Below are 15349 nucleotides of genomic sequence, written 5' to 3'. Positions count from 1 at the left end.
TAATGACTATCGGTTAATATAGCGACGAAGCCCAATAAAAACTAGAATAAATATGGAATACCCAATAAAAAAAGGTATGATGTATTGTTTAAATCCTAAGACCAACATGAGGCCTATCAGTAACAATTGAAAACCAAGACCGAAGGTAGAAACAGCGGTCATCAGCCAATTGGGTAATTTCTTGCTCTCTGAAGCCTTTTTATCCAGGGTATAGATAATCTTATCAAAAGCACCGTAGAAAAAAGTGTAAAGCCCAAAAAGAATATCAACGTTTATTTGTTTTTCACCTTCCATAGCTATAGGTGGGTTATTTTCGAAAACCCTACTTGTAGTATCGCCATCGTGTTTGTTTCTGAGAATAACGTAATAATAATTATATAAGGTACCTTGTAATTGAATACCAACAAAAGCTAAGAGTGTGTAGAGTAATGAACCATCGGTAACGTACCAAATCGTTATTAAAAGGAGCAGGTTTAAGATGATGTCAGAAACAGAATCGAGATACCTGCCTGTATATGATGGGGTTTTTTTGACGCGTGCCAACTCTCCGTCAGCCGCATCTAAAATGGATTTTAAAACCAAAAAGAATGCCGTTGCCCAATAATGCTGGTTTAAAATGCAGTAAATGGCAAGCAGACCGCAAATAACGAAACCAATGGTAACATGAATAGGGGTAAACGCAGTATTTTTTAGCGATTTTGCGATGATTACAGCTATTGGCCTGCCATAATCCGATAGGTCTAAAAACTGGTTTTCTTTGGGTAATTTTGACATTTGAGGCGCCTTAACAACCCTACAATAACGAAAACACGCTAGCTTGCACTCTTGCTACGACAAGTACGAAAGTACTATTAAATTCAACAATTTTATGTAGCGTGTTACGGGTTTTATAGTATTTATTTAAGCCCGTTTTGTTTGAATCGTTTATTGATGCCCTAACTCACAACCACAACCTGGCACAGTAAAACTCTTAGAAGATTCGTGCCATGCAAAGGCTTGGTTGTACTTGTTGTTTTCCCACCAAAATCGACCTCGATTTTCTTCTTTATTACCGATTTCATTCATAGTGTCCGTATCAAATAGACGGCCGTTCACCATAGTGTACCTTACAGTTTCCGTATTCTTAATATCTTCTAACGGATTTTTATCCAAAACAATTAAATCGGCAAGTTTGCCAACTTTTAAAGACCCAATTTCACCACCTGCACCTATGTATTCAGCGCCATTTAGTGTTGCAGCCCTTAAAGCCTGCATATTGGTCATGCCACCTTGATGTAATAACCAGAGCTCCCAATGTGCGCCAAGCCCCTGTAACTGACCGTGAGCCCCTAAATTTACTTTAACCCCATTATTGGTCAATGCGGTCGCATCTTTAGAGACTAGAATATGGCCGTTTTCATATTCTTCATCGGGCACCATGGTCCGATGTCTAGAACGCGCGTCTACTAACCCTCTAGGGGTATATTTTAGTAGTTTCTCGTTCTCCCAAACATTATCCTTTTGGTAGAACCAGTATTCTCCATTGAGCCCGCCATAGTTGACAATAAGCGTTGGGGTATAGCCTGATTTGCTATTTTTCCATAGTTCGATAACGTCTTTGTAAACAGGAGCAACGGGAATATTATGTTCCACTCCGGTGTGACCGTCCATAAGCATACTCATATTATGGTAAAAAGTAGAACCACCTTCAGGTACCACATTAATGCCCAATTCTCGGGCAGCCTGCATTACTTGTTGGCGTTGTTCACGCCTTGGTTGGTTATAACTCTTAACGGATTTTGCTCCATAAGCTTTTGTTCTTCTGATGGAGGAACGTGCATCATCTAGGTTGTTAATAACGGCTTTAAAATCACCATCTGCCCCATACAGTATGATACCAGTGGAGTAGAGTCGTGGGCCTATCATTTCTCCAGTTTTGATCAGTTCAGACATTGCAAAAATAGACTCTGAATTGGCCGAGGGGTCATGCGAGGTAGTAACCCCAAAAGCAAGATTGGCATAGAGCTGCCAGTGCTTTTGCGTGGTTAGTCCATATCTAAATCCGCCAACATGTGCATGCGCATCAACAATGCCCGGCATTATTGTTTTACCTGAAACATCAAATACTTTAGCATTATTCGGCACTGAAATATCAGAAGACGCTCCCAGTTGTTCAATTCGGTTTTCATTAATGATGATAGTTCCATTTTCAATAACCACATCACCTTCCATAGTAATGATTCGGGCATTGGTAAAAGCTATCTTTCCAGAAGGTTTATGATGTTTTAATTGAAGTCCAACTTTGATTCCTGTAGAATCGGGCTTCGCTACCTTTTCCGGAGAGCCTGCTAAAAAGGTGTACCTGTCTTTGATGTTGTTTGAGAAATATTCGTCTCCCAAGGTCCACATAATTTTTTGACTGTCTTTCGACCAATGTAGATTGATGCCGGCATCTTTTGATAGCTGGGAAACAGGAACGAATTTAGAGTTGTTATCTAAATCAATCGTTTTACCTGTCATGACCAAAGGGGCGATATATGCTTTATGTAAGTTGGTAAAGGCAATCCATTGATTATCAGGACTCGGGACCAGTCTGTTGGCGTATTTAGATTTCACATGTGTGCGCGCTTCTTTACCGTTAAGGTCAACCGATTTTAAACTTTTGGTCAAATTACCAAAATAAGTACCGCCAGTTTGGTAAAAGATTCGCTTTCCATTTTTGGTAAATGTAGGATACTCCCCTTCTTGTAAAACCCATTTCTGATTGCTTCCATCGCTGTTGATGGTATAAATGCCTGTTTTCTTGGTAAAGGTTCTTCCCTGATCGTTATTTCCGCCTTCTTTTCTGTAGGTGATTAGGTTTCCAGATGGGCTAAAACTAGGTGTTCTGTAAATACCCTTTTCTGTAGTCAATTTTGTTGAAGAACCTCCAGTTACGGGCATCTTGTGGATGGCGCCCAGGTTTTCATCGTTCCAAGTAACAAAGACCAATTCTTTGCCATTAGGAGAAAAGGCAGGCTCGGCTTCAAAATCTGTATTACTGGTCAAACGTTTTGGTTTGCCATTAGGCAGTTTCTTGCTCCATAAATGCCCAACTGCTGTAAACACCAAAGTTTTTCCGTCAGGGGAAGTAATTGTATGGCGAATCACTTTGGCCTCAAAATTCTCAGGCGCCACCGGGGAATTGAAATGAACGCGCTCTGCAATTTTGATGTTGTTTGCTACCTGAAACGGAATATTTGTGACTTCTAGAGAATTCACATCTATCTTATGTATTTTTCCACCACTCCAAAACACAATCGCTTTATCATCTGGTGTCCAGTTAAAATTTGGGTAAACGCCAAAAATTGCCCATGCCTCTTGTTGGTCTTTGCTTAAACCGTCAAAAAGTGGCCATTCTTCACCAGTTTCCAAATCGTGTAAAAAGAGTACGGATTTGGTTCGGATACGCTTTACAAAAGCAAGTTTTGAGCCATCTCTAGAAAGCTGAGGCCTAACTGCACCACCAGGACCACCGGTTATGGTTACTGTTTTTCCTGTTTCAAAATCATAGCGCTTAATAACGTAGATTTGACTATTAGGATCCATATTGTATTGAAAATAGCCACCTGGGTATACATCTTCGCTATAATACACATACTTGCCATCAGGCGAAACACAGGGCTCGCCTAGATTTTGCTGATCGTTCTTTCGTTTGGTGATTTGAAGCCCAGAGCCTCCGGTAATATGATATTGCCAAAGTTCTCCTGCACCCAGAGAGCGCTGCGAAGTAAAGTGTTTGCGACCTATTAAATAATTGCCGTCTGGGGTCCAATACGCATTATTTAGCAAACGAAAACTTTCTTTGGTCACTTGTTTCGCATCTGAACCATCGCTTTTCATCACCCAAAGGTTATCACCACCACCCGCATCTGAGGTAAAAGCAATATGTTTTCCGTCAGGGCTAAATCGTGGTTGTACCTCAAAAGGAATTCCGCTACGTAGTGCCGTTGCTTTTCCACCTGTTATTGGCATTTTATAGATATCGCCCAAAAGATCAAAGACGATTGTTTTTCCATCGGGACTAACATCAATATTCATCCACGTACCTTCATCTGTTGAAAGTGGATAGTCTTTAAAATTAAAGGATTCCCCTGGGTTGGTAACATCCCATTTTTTATCTTTTTTCTTTTCTTCTTGTGCAAGAAGGCTTATCGATGTTAGTAACACCAAAAGGATACATATTCTTTTCATTGTGGAAGTCAATTAGCCGACTAAAGATAGTGAAAAGGAGTCTTTAATTTTTAGTGCATTTCTTTATCCTTAACTTTAGGGAACAAATCAATTTTATGCTTGAATTACGACCAACTTGTGAAAATTGTGATAGCCCATTACCACCCCATAGTGAGGATGCCATGATTTGTACTTATGAATGTACGTTTTGCGTGAATTGCGTGAATGAAATTTTGGAAAATGTCTGCCCCAATTATGGCGGAGGTTTTGAAAAAAGACCGATAAGACCAAAAGAAGGATTGCTAAAGTACCCGTCTAAAGGAAACCGCGTATATAAGCCCGTTAATCTTAAAACATTTAAAGATTTAAAAGAAACGAATAAAAATATTCATCCAAAAGATAGGTAGGCCCATTATGAAAAAACCAAGTTGGATTTACCTCTTATTGTTGATTTTAGCAGGTGAAGCGGTATTTATTTTGCCTTTTGTGCTTCCGAGGATATTTAGACCTACGGTTTTAGAAGTTTTTGAGTTAGGTAATGTAGAGCTTGGGCTTTGTTTCTCTATTTACGGCTTAGTTGCAGTTCCCTCATACCTTTTTGGCGGTCCTTTAGCGGATAGGTTCCCTCCCCGAAAATTGATAGCTATCGCATTGTGGATGACCGCTTTAGGGGGAGTTTTATTTGCTACCTACCCATCTTTTAGAACATTACAATTACTCTACGGATATTGGGGCTTCACCACTATTTTTTTGTTTTGGGCACCAATGATAAAGGCCACAAGAGTTTGGGGCGGTGATACCTCACAAGGTAAGGCATTTGGGCTATTGGATGGGGGTAGGGGACTTACCGGATTTTTATTCGGGCTGCTTGGGGTGTTTATTTTCTCTCTTTTCTTAAAGGATGATGTGGGCGAATCATCTTTGGTCGAAAGACAGGAAGCATTTACTTATGTTTTATATACTTCGGCCATTATAATAACGCTTATAGGAATATTGGTTTGGGTGTTTATGAAATCAGGTATTGATGAAAAGAAAATTTTATTGGAGCGTATAACCTTCGCGCAGATTAAAGAAGTATTAAGATTACCCTCGGTATGGTTGTTAATGGTAATTATTCTCTGTGCTTATGTTGGGTATAAAATTACCGATGTGGTCTCACAATTTGCAAATGAAGTGATGCTTTATGATCAGGTCGAATCAGCTCAAGTAGGTACTTTTCTTCAATTTTTAAGACCCACAACAGGCATTTTGGTCGGGCTTATCGTAGATCGATTTAAAATTACGTTTTGGTTGTTCTTAAGTTTGGTTCTTTGTATAGTGGCAGGTGTACTTTTTGCTTCCGGTAGTATTGCGCCTTCAACAACAATTTTATTTTTTATGGCAGTGGTTAGTATAGCTATGGGCGTATATGCGGCACGAGCTTTGTACTTTGGTGTTATGAAAGAAGGTAGAATTCCACTTGTTCTTACTGGTACGGCAGTTGGTTTAATTTCTTTGGTAGGCTATACTCCCGATATTTTTGCGGGCCCTGCTTACGGTTACTTTCTTGATACTTATCCTGGTGCACAAGGGCATCGATATGTATTTTGGATGCTTACCAGCTTTTCTTCAGTAGGTGCTATAGCGGCATTTACCTATTATCGCTTGTATCAAAAATAATTATCGGGTATTTCTCGATTTCACCCCCTTCTCACATAGTGAAATTATCTCTGTAATTCGTTTTTGCCTCGTTTCCTCTCTTTTAGCTTGGTTTAACCAATACAGATAGCTCTTACGCTGTCCTTGTGTATAGTTTTGATAGTTTTCTAGAGCTTTTCGGTTTTGCTCAAATGCTTGTTGTAAATCACTGGGTATTACTCCATTCTCCACATCATCTAAAGCTTCCCACGAGCCGTTATCTTTTGCAATTTTAATAGCATTATATCCACTTTCATGAATAAGGCCTGCCTTCTCCAGTTCTTTTAAATGATTTTTATTCACTTTGCTCCAAACACTTTTTGGTTTTCTTGGGCAAAAATATTGTTTACGTTTACCGTTGCCTAAACTCTTTACAGTGCTATCTATCCAGCCATAGCAAAGCGCCACGCGCACGGCTTCTTCCCAGCGCATACTTGGCATTTCATGGGAGATTTTATAGAATATTAGATAAATACCTTCAGACAAGCTATAATTTTTTTGTAACCACTGCTTGAACTCTTTATCATTTTTGAAATAGAGTTCTTGCTTTTCCATTAACTAATCTTTTAAAGTTCTTTTTGTAGCTCATTAAAATAATGAAAAGCTTTAAGTAATCGGGAACCGTACCAAGAGAAGTATTCACCATCAACTAATTTAATGGTCACTTTAGGAAATTTTTTCTCTAATTCTTCTTTATGTATCGTTTTAAACGGAAAAGGTTCAGACGATAGTAGAATATAATCAAGGTTTAGTTTTGCTAAGCTTTCAAGCGTTATTTCAGGATACCTTTCTTTTTCTTGATAGACATTTTTTAGTCTGTTAAGAGTCAGCATCTCATTGATAAACGTACTGCTGCCAACAGCCATGTATGGGTCTCTCCAAATAAGGTAGGCCGTTCTTTTGTAATGGTGACCTTTGATAGACAGGTTGAATTTTTGTAGTTGTTCATTTATTTGAGTACACATGTCTTGAGCCTTAGTTTCTTTATTGAAGAGTGTGCCGTATTGTGCAATCATTTCCAGTGCGTCCGAAATAGTCTCTACATCGGTAACATGGACGGGGAACTCTTTTTCTAAAGTGGAAACGATTTCTCGTGTGTTCTCCTCTTTATTACACAGAATAACATCTGGTTTTAGTTCTCGAATCGTATCGAAATTAACTTTTTTAGTGCCGCCAACTACTACTTTGTTCTTTCTTAGATGTTTAGGATGTAAACAAAATTTTGTGATTCCGACTAATTGTTCTTCTAAGCCCAAGTGGACAATAGTTTCGGTTTGCGAAGGATTTAATGAAACGATACGACTTGGATATTTTTTAAAGCTGAGTGTTCTCTCAAGTTGGTCTTTAACTCTTAAAGGCATAGTTACATTTCAGATTGATGTGCTAGAGGTTTTTTTCTTTTTGTATTTCGGGCTGATTATTTACCTTAAAATCAAAAATGTCTTTTCTGCTATAGTGTCCGTTTACATCAAAATCCATTTTGCTATGTACTATTTCGTCTAAGTCCAACACGGCCGTCAGCAAATCGGCTTTCCCAAAAAGTGGACCAGCTAAAACTTTACCAAATGGCGATACTATAATACTGCCCCCAGGGCACATATCTTCCGGTTCACCTTGTGCTAAAGCCTGATATTCTTCGGGGTACATTGATTTTGTAAAATGTTGATTGCACCCTAACACAAAACATCTTCCTTCAAGAGCAATATGTTTCATAGTGGCAGTCCATTCTTCTCTAGAATCAGCGGTGGGTGCGATATAAATTTCAACTCCTTTTTTAAACATAGACATTCGGGCAAGGGGCATATAGTTTTCCCAACAGATAAGCCCTCCTAGCTTTCCAATTTTTGTGTCAAAGCTGACCAGAGATTCACCTGCGGCTTCGGCCCAGATAACCCGTTCTGTTCCTGTGGGTTTTATTTTTCTGTGCACACCTAGCAAACCATCTGTAGGAGAAATATAGACCATACTGCAATACAGACTATTGTGCTGTTCCTGTTTTTCTGTAATACCTGCAACCAAATATAAATTGTGCTCTTTTGCCAATGATAGCAATTTCGTCATCTCCTTACCATCAAGCGACATGCTGTTTTTGTAGTATTTGGCATATAATGCTTTGCCTTCGGCGGTTCTGCTGCCTACTCTTGCGCCAAACAAAAAGCCCCTGGGATACCCTGGAACAAATGACTCTGGAAATACAAGCAGATTACAAGCCTTTGCGGCACCGTTTTTTATTAGTGCTTCCATTTTGTCCAAGGTTCTTTCTTTATCAAAGAAAACAGGACTGTCTTGAACCAAGCCTACTTTTAACTTCATTTTTAGTGCATTAAAAGCTTAATAATTTTGCTTATTGGGGCTAACTCTTCCGTTTTTGTTGTTATAGATTCTAAAACACTACTTCCGACAATTTCAAATTGTTCTTGTAGCCTTACAATGCATTCTTCGGCGTCTTTGATTTTTAGACCATTTGGAACTTGGTAATAGGTTTTATTATAGTCGTTCGGTTCTAAGCAATCAAAATCGAAATGCAGGTATAAATGTTTAATTTCTTTAGCCTTGAGGGTTTGGATTAATTCAGGAATGTTCAGCGTTTTTGGAGCATAAATATTTCCTTCGTTAATTCTTAGTTGCTCTGGTTCATCAATATCACGCAAGCCAACATAATGGATCTGTGATGCTAAAATTGTAGATGATAAGAGCGAATTCATATATGGTTCACCTTCACCTAATAAAGTTCGTAAAGGCATCCCATGAAAGTTACAGCTAGCAGAGTCACAAGGTTTATTGATGTCTGCATGGGCATCGAACCAAATGACCCCCAAGTTTGGATACTTCTTGTTGAGATAAGAGACAGGTACTATCTCTAAACCACAATCACCGCCTATGGTTTTTAAGATATTAGGCTGCTCAGTTTCTAAAATTTCTTTGAAACGTGTTAGCTGTTCAACAATCGCCTCATAGTTATTGATGGCATAAAGCTGTTTGCCTTGAGGCCCTGCTTCAATTTTAGATAATGGTATCTCTAAAAAATCATCATCGTTTAAAAAATTCAATACCGCTTTGGCTCCTGGTTCGATATTCGTTCCAATTCCAGAACCTTGCCATTGCGGAAAATAAACCTTCATTAGAGTGCTTCGCTATCAATGTAAAAATTACGGTCTACGATGAGTTCTTTACCGCTAAATTCTTCCGTTTTCCAGTCAGCCGTCGGAAATAACCATTTTTCTTTTTTGTCAATCGCAACGCGAACGGGCATATCAAAACCTTTGATGATATCGGTATAGCGATATTTTAAATTTTCACCGTCTATTTTATACTCCAACTTCGGAATCATGGTTGTTCTTAAATATTGTTCAAAAAACTCGGTTAAATCTATCCCAGTTTCTTTTGATATATAAGACTCAATTTGTTCTGTGGTAACCGTTTGGTGATAGAACTCTTTATTTAGTCCCCTAAGTATTTGGCGCCACTTTTCATCATCCTCAATGAGCTGTCTTATGGTATGAAGAATATTCGCTCCTTTGTAATACATGTCACCAGAACCTCTTTTGTTCAGATTATAACGCCCAATAATAGGTTTGTCATTTCTTATATTGGCTCTGGTGCCAATAACATAATCTGCAGCAGCCTCTTTGCCAAAATGATAGTCTAAATATAGATTTTCAGAATAGGCCGTAAAACCTTCATGGACCCACATGTCTGCAATATCCTTATAGGTAATATTATTGGCAAACCATTCATGACCCGCTTCGTGTATGATTATAAAATCAAATTTCAGCCCCCATCCGGTACCAGAAAGGTCATTGCCTAAGTATCCGTTCATGTACTGATTGCCATAGGTTACGGAACTTTGGTGCTCCATACCTAAATATGGTACTTCAACCAATTTAAAACCGTCTTCATAAAAAGGGTAGGGGCCGAACCAGTGTTCAAAGGCCTCCATCATTTTTGCAGTTTGTGTAAACTGTTTTTTTGCCTTTTTTAGATTATCTCTAAGTACATAATAATCTAAATCCAGCTCCCCTTTTTCACCTTGATATTTTTCATCAAAATGGACATAATCTGCCAGATTAACGTTTACACCATAGTTATTTATAGGATTATTTACGAACCAATGATAAGTTTTGGTGTCACCGTTATCCTTTACCGAACGCAACCTTCCATTAGAGACATCCATTAGATTTTTAGGTGCAGTTACACTAATGGCCATACTATCAACTTCATCGTACATATGGTCTTTGTTTGGCCACCAAACACTTGCGCCTAAACCTTGACATGAGGTAGCTATAAAATCATTGCCATTGCCATCTTTTTTCCATGAGAATCCACCATCCCAAGGAGCGCGAACCGCTTCTTTTGGATACCCGGAATAGTATACTTCGATTTCGTTAAAATCACCTACTTCTTGTTTTTCATCTAGTAATACCAAATGTACATTGCCACTACTTTTAAAGGCCACTTCTTTTCCTTCATTGAGAATTTTTTCAATTTTCATAGGTGGCTGCAAGTCAATTTGCATTACCTGTTCCGGTTTAAGCACTTTGTAGCGAATAGTATTTTTTCCTGAAATATATTTTTTATCAGGCTCTACCTCAATGTCTAAATGATAGTAATTCAAATCCCACCATTCACGTTCTGGGGTAATGCTACCTCTTAAATAATCAGCTTTTGTAAAACTTTTGTCCTCTTGGGCAAAAAGGTTTCCGACTACTAAAAATGCAATTACTATTTTCTTCATTCCTTATATTTTATCTAAAAATTTTATTTGGAAAAACCACCATGCTTTCATGACCGTCTGCCCCAACCGATGCAACGCCAAAGAAGTAATTATCAATAACTATTCCATCAAGTGTGGCTTCTGTAAGGTCGCCTACATATCTTGAATTATCCCAGGTGGGGGAGGTGGTTTCTCGCCAGTAAATTTTATATCCCCTGGCGCCATCAACCTTATTCCATTTTAGTTTGGCCGAAGGTTCTACAATACCTCCGATTTCAACAGTTTCGGGTGCAGGTGGCGCCCATGCAATGGAGGCGAGATTAATGGCATTTACGGCGGTAAGTTTTTTGGCGTATTCAAAATTCACATGTTCCAACACATCTCCGTAGGCAATACCGTTTTCTACACGAATATCTTGATGCTGCTGTGTATAGTTTTCATGTGATTCCATGATTCTGATTCCTGCATACCCGGCATCGTTAAAAGGGCGATGATGTCCACCGCGACCAAACCTGTCTAATCTGTAAATCATGGTCGGGTTCATTTCGGGCATATACGTTTTTGTAGTTTTATGAACATAACGAGCAAGTTGACGTGAAATGCCATCTACCTCACCTCCATAAAAACGTCTAGCTCGGCGCTGTCTTTCGGTTTCGGTTGGGGGTACAGGTTCTGAGAAAATACGAAAGTCACGATTACTTACCACACCATCTACTCCTTTTATGTTACCGATCATATCGTTGTTGATAATACCAATAATGTCCCAACCTTTTTCCTTAGCGAAGGCAGCCAGCCCTTTACCTCCAAAAAGACCTTGCTCTTCCCCTGAAAGGCCTAGATAAATGACGCTGCTTTCAAATTTGTATTTTGAAAGTACCCGTGCAGCCTCAATCGTTCCGGCCATACCACTTGCATTATCATTTGCCCCTGGTGAGTCTGACTCAAAGTCAGTAGGGTCGCTAACCCTTGAATCGATGTCGCCACTCATAATGATATATCGATTCGGATATTTTGTTCCTTTCTGTATTGCTACTACATTAACCACCCAAACATCTTTAACAATGCGTTGGTTCTCCCCTTTTTTAACGAGGTCTTTTTGATAAAAAACATTTAGACAATTGGAGCAATCAGCAGAAATTTTATCGAACTCACTTTTTATCCACCTTCTCGCTGCACCAATACCTCTTGTTTCTGATATGGTATCACTTAAGGTATGTCTAGTACCAAAATTAGCCAAGGTAGTAATATCACTTTCTATTCGTTCAGCTGATACGGCATTAATGATATCATAGATTCGAGAATCTGTTTGGGCCGTTAAATTTAGGCCGATGAACAATAGCCCGATAAAAAGTAGTTTCTTCATTCTAACTGATTTTAAATTTTTTGAAAAATAGATAGCTGTGTAGTGCGCAAAAAGGGCCTAGTAGGCTATAGATGATACCTGGTAAGCCAAAATTTAATCCAATTTGTACGTAAGCGACGCCTATTGAAAGTAGTGCCACTGCGACAAATATGGCGAAATGGCGCGTATAAAAAAGCAATGTCATGGCCTGCTCTAAATGTCTGGTCTTTTTAAATGCTCTAAAATACATTAGGGACAGACAAAGAAAAATAAGCGCAAAGCCTATTCCGTAGAGCTCAAAGAGGCTGGCAAGCTTGTTAGGGGTCATCCCCTTGGTCATAAACCAAGAATTGATTAATGATTTTAATGGAAATACGTAATATAATACAACAAAGAGCAGAACAGCGTTAATCGCAATAATGGTATTGTCCATATAATCCGTTCTTCTAAAAAAGTTATAATGGAGATACCATAGCATTACAAGAACAAAAAAACTTACTGCAAAACTTATAAAGGACTTAAAATCTACTTCGATGATAGAATCAGAATTCTCTACGCCGAGCGAAACTACCAACAGCGTTGCAGCAAAAGCAAAAACCGCATCACTGAAAGCTTCAATTCGAGAAATATTGTGTGCAAATTTCACCTAGGAAAATTACTGAATAAATGTGACTTTGGAAATTTTACCGTTTTCTACTTCATAAATAGCGACGGCGCTAAAATTTATACCATTTGCGGTTATGTATTCTTCATCGATGACTTTGTTTCCGATGACTATTCGATTTACAATTTTACAGTTCAGGTCTGGAGTCGATTCAAAATAAGCTGCGTAACTTTCGCGCATTTTCTCTTGCCCTTTAAACAATTCCTTATCAGGAAAATTTACAACTGTTACGGAGTTTGTATAGGTAGCCATAAAGGCATCAATATCTCGGGCATTATAGGCGTCTAACTGTTTTTGGACAATTTTAGCCGGCGATTCTTCAGCTACAAACGCTAGTCTTTTAGAATTTTCACTAACAGCAATTCGGGTTATGTTATTAATCTCTTGTTCTTTAAAGATTTGTATAGGTTCCCATTGTGCATCTGATTTTGGATGAATTCTTAGAATGGATTTATCATAGCCGGTAAGGATACTACCATCATTTAACCAACAAATATCTTCAGATTTTTGAAATGTATTTGCTATGTTTTCCACAGTCCTGGTAATAGGGTTCAACGATTTTATTTGCCAAGCCTTACCCGTTTTACTCACAAAGCTTATTAAATCAGAATTGGGAATTTTTGAAAGACTACGACCTACATTTTTCTGAATAGTGTAATTGGTTTTATCCTTTAGGTTACTAACAACCAAATCCATTCTGTTTTCAATCAAAACTGTAGAAACCAAAATATGATCACTATACCAAACGTGATACCCAACTTTCAAATCTTTTAAAATTGGTTTTGAATTACCGTTTCGGATATCGTATTCATAAAGTCGTTGCAAGCCATCTAAATCCAAGCGAATGGCAGATACGGCATTTTTATTCGGAATTTTTAATGGAGAATACTCGCTTCCCGTAGGCGTATCCGTAATCCAAGAACTAATGCTACCTGCCTCAATATCGAACAATCTAATATCCGTTTGGTCCGACCTTGTAGAGGCAAACAGAATAGCTGTATCATTTAGAAAAGATGGTTGATTATCGTAACCATCGTTGTTGGAGATATTTTTCGGATTAGACAGAAGTACATTGTTGCCTTCAATGCTTAAATCAAAAACATATACTTCTGTGCTAGGTTGGGCATTCAATAAAAACGAAAAGCCTAAAACAAGGGACAACCCTATTTTTTTTAAAATCATTTTAAGACATATTAGTTGCGATGAAACCTCTAGTTACCGTATGAAGATATCATTTTTTACGCTAATCACAGATTACTTTATCGTGAGCGCAACCTCTTTTATTTTACTTAAAAGCGCGGTCAGATGATGAATGGTCGTAAATGGATTCATTAAAGAAGTCCTGAGATAATGAACTCCCGAAAGTCTAGTTTGCACTAAGTAGAACTCTCCATCTTCTAATAGATTTTGGCGTATTCTTGCATTCAAATCGTTTAAATCTTTATCATTTTTTGAGGAGTCTAGATATCTAAAACAAAGAATATTGGACATGGGAGAAGCAGCTAGTTCAAAATTTGGGTCGGCAACAAGAATTTCCTCAAAGTCTTTTGCTAAATCATATTGTCGTGTCACATACTCATTGAATACTTTTTCGCCATAAAATTTAAAAAGAATGTACCAGTGCATACACATCATGGTTTTGGTACACTCAAAAGTCTTTTTACCACTATTTATCCAATCCTCTTCAACTTCATCATTTAACAAATAGTCGGCTTTTTGGCTAAAGGTATGCTGTGCACGTAGTTTATTCCTAAAAAGTAAAGCTGTGGTAATAGTAGGCATTAACATCATTTTATGCCCATCGATGACCACGGAATCAGATTTTTCTATGCCACTTAGCAAGTGTTTATATTTATCTGAAAAAATAGCTGCACCTCCATGTGCGCCGTCTACATGAAACCATATATCTTTTTCATTGGCAAAATTGGCTATTGCGTTTAAATCATCATAAGCTCCTGTTGCCGTAGAAGGTGCGCTACCTACAATAGCAAAAACCTTAATTCCTTTTTCCGTTGCCGCTTGGTATGATACTTCTAATTGTGAAATATCCATCGAAAAATTGGTTTTAGATGGTATTTTTACAATACCTTTTTCACCCAAGCCCATAATTTTTGCTGCTCTGTCTATGCAGTAATGCGCCTGTTCACAAACCATAATACCTAAAGGCTTATTATAACCTTCATTCCAAATGTCTTGAGGAATTTTTGCTTTTCTAGCAGATAACAATGCAGTTAAGTTGGCCAAAGTTCCTCCGGAGGTCAATAAACCACTTGATTGGTCATCATAACCTATTTTATCACAAATAATACCCGTGACCACTTTCTCTATAGCAGAAGGTGCCATACCCATTTCATAAACCGCCATACCATTATTCAAAAGGGCACTTGTCATTGCCGTAAGCAAGGTTATTGGTGCCGGTGCGGATACCTGATGCCCAACATACTTAGGGTGATGTGTATGTGTTGTACGTTTCAGTATTTCAGGAAAGAAATCTTCTTCTTTTCCTTCTTTTAAAAAGGTTTTCCAAAATAGTAACTCTTTGTCAGGTGTATTCCAGGTTAAAGTTTTTGAGCTTTTACCGGTCGTAGTTTTGGAAATATGAGTAGTAATTTCTGTAAGTAATTTTTCTCCCTGCTTTTTAAATTCTTCGGGAGAATATAGTTTTTTTAATAAAGAATTGCCCATATCACAAAATTAAAGTCTTAGTCGCGGAAAGTAACGTATATATACAAAAAAACCGCCTTAATTAAAGCGGTTTTTA

Annotated in this window: 13 protein-coding genes; 2 read left to right on the top strand and 11 right to left on the bottom strand. The window is 38.2% G+C overall.

Annotated features, from left to right (window positions below; genetic code table 11):
- Window positions 1-6 precede the first annotated feature (6 nt).
- Window positions 7-774 (bottom strand): CDP-alcohol phosphatidyltransferase family protein, encoded by a 768-nt coding sequence (locus tag ACFSQJ_RS08505; protein WP_377766522.1) that lies wholly within the window; start codon window positions 772-774, stop codon window positions 7-9.
- Window positions 775-924: 150 nt separating this feature from the next.
- Complete coding sequence (locus ACFSQJ_RS08500) at window positions 925-4212, bottom strand: amidohydrolase family protein (RefSeq protein WP_377766521.1); 3288 nt, start codon at window positions 4210-4212, stop codon at window positions 925-927.
- Window positions 4213-4307: 95 nt separating this feature from the next.
- On the opposite strand from ACFSQJ_RS08500, the gene ACFSQJ_RS08495 reads away from it, so the two are divergent.
- Window positions 4308-4598, top strand: coding sequence for a DUF1272 domain-containing protein (locus ACFSQJ_RS08495; protein WP_377766520.1), 291 nt, complete (start codon window positions 4308-4310; stop codon window positions 4596-4598).
- Window positions 4599-4605: 7 nt separating this feature from the next.
- Window positions 4606-5850: an MFS transporter gene (locus ACFSQJ_RS08490; RefSeq protein WP_377766519.1), complete on the top strand. Its 1245-nt coding sequence runs from the start codon at window positions 4606-4608 to the stop codon at window positions 5848-5850.
- Here ACFSQJ_RS08490 and ACFSQJ_RS08485 read toward each other — a convergent pair whose 3' ends face one another.
- The 9 genes from ACFSQJ_RS08485 to ACFSQJ_RS08445 all read right to left on the bottom strand — a co-directional run bounded on the left by ACFSQJ_RS08485 (window position 5851) and on the right by ACFSQJ_RS08445 (window position 15273).
- Window positions 5851-6423: a YdeI/OmpD-associated family protein gene (locus ACFSQJ_RS08485; protein ID WP_377766518.1), complete on the bottom strand. Its 573-nt coding sequence runs from the start codon at window positions 6421-6423 to the stop codon at window positions 5851-5853.
- An 11-nt stretch (window positions 6424-6434) separates the two neighbouring features.
- The gene (locus tag ACFSQJ_RS08480; protein ID WP_377766517.1) at window positions 6435-7229 is read right to left on the bottom strand and encodes an ABC transporter substrate-binding protein; all 795 of its coding nucleotides are present in this window, start codon (window positions 7227-7229) and stop codon (window positions 6435-6437) included.
- 22 nt (window positions 7230-7251) lie between these two features.
- Entirely contained in the window at window positions 7252-8181 is a 930-nt protein-coding gene (locus ACFSQJ_RS08475) for a carbon-nitrogen hydrolase family protein (protein WP_377766516.1), read from the bottom strand.
- Window positions 8182-8183: 2 nt separating this feature from the next.
- Complete coding sequence (locus ACFSQJ_RS08470) at window positions 8184-8990, bottom strand: arginase family protein (protein WP_377766515.1); 807 nt, start codon at window positions 8988-8990, stop codon at window positions 8184-8186.
- The gene (locus tag ACFSQJ_RS08465; protein ID WP_377766514.1) at window positions 8990-10603 is read right to left on the bottom strand and encodes a M1 family metallopeptidase; all 1614 of its coding nucleotides are present in this window, start codon (window positions 10601-10603) and stop codon (window positions 8990-8992) included. The genes ACFSQJ_RS08470 and ACFSQJ_RS08465 overlap by 1 nt, the downstream gene beginning before the upstream one ends.
- 10 nt (window positions 10604-10613) lie before the next feature.
- The gene (locus ACFSQJ_RS08460) at window positions 10614-11945 is read right to left on the bottom strand and encodes a M28 family peptidase (RefSeq protein WP_377766513.1); all 1332 of its coding nucleotides are present in this window, start codon (window positions 11943-11945) and stop codon (window positions 10614-10616) included.
- A 1-nt stretch (window position 11946) separates the two neighbouring features.
- The gene (locus ACFSQJ_RS08455) at window positions 11947-12570 is read right to left on the bottom strand and encodes a TMEM175 family protein (protein ID WP_377766512.1); all 624 of its coding nucleotides are present in this window, start codon (window positions 12568-12570) and stop codon (window positions 11947-11949) included.
- A gap of 9 nt (window positions 12571-12579) precedes the next feature.
- On the bottom strand, window positions 12580-13770 hold the full coding sequence (locus tag ACFSQJ_RS08450) for a nuclear transport factor 2 family protein (protein ID WP_377766511.1): 1191 nt from the start codon (window positions 13768-13770) through the stop codon (window positions 12580-12582).
- Window positions 13771-13842: 72 nt separating this feature from the next.
- A complete protein-coding gene (locus ACFSQJ_RS08445) occupies window positions 13843-15273 on the bottom strand; it encodes a pyridoxal phosphate-dependent decarboxylase family protein (RefSeq protein WP_377766510.1) in 1431 nt (476 codons plus the stop codon).
- Window positions 15274-15349: the final 76 nt, after the last annotated feature.

It is taken from the genome of Croceitalea marina (assembly GCF_042684265.1).
GTDB classification, from domain to species: Bacteria; Bacteroidota; Bacteroidia; order Flavobacteriales; family Flavobacteriaceae; genus Croceitalea; species Croceitalea marina.
The sequence above is the reverse complement of the archived record's forward strand: the minus strand, read 5'-3'. Positions and strand labels throughout refer to the sequence as shown.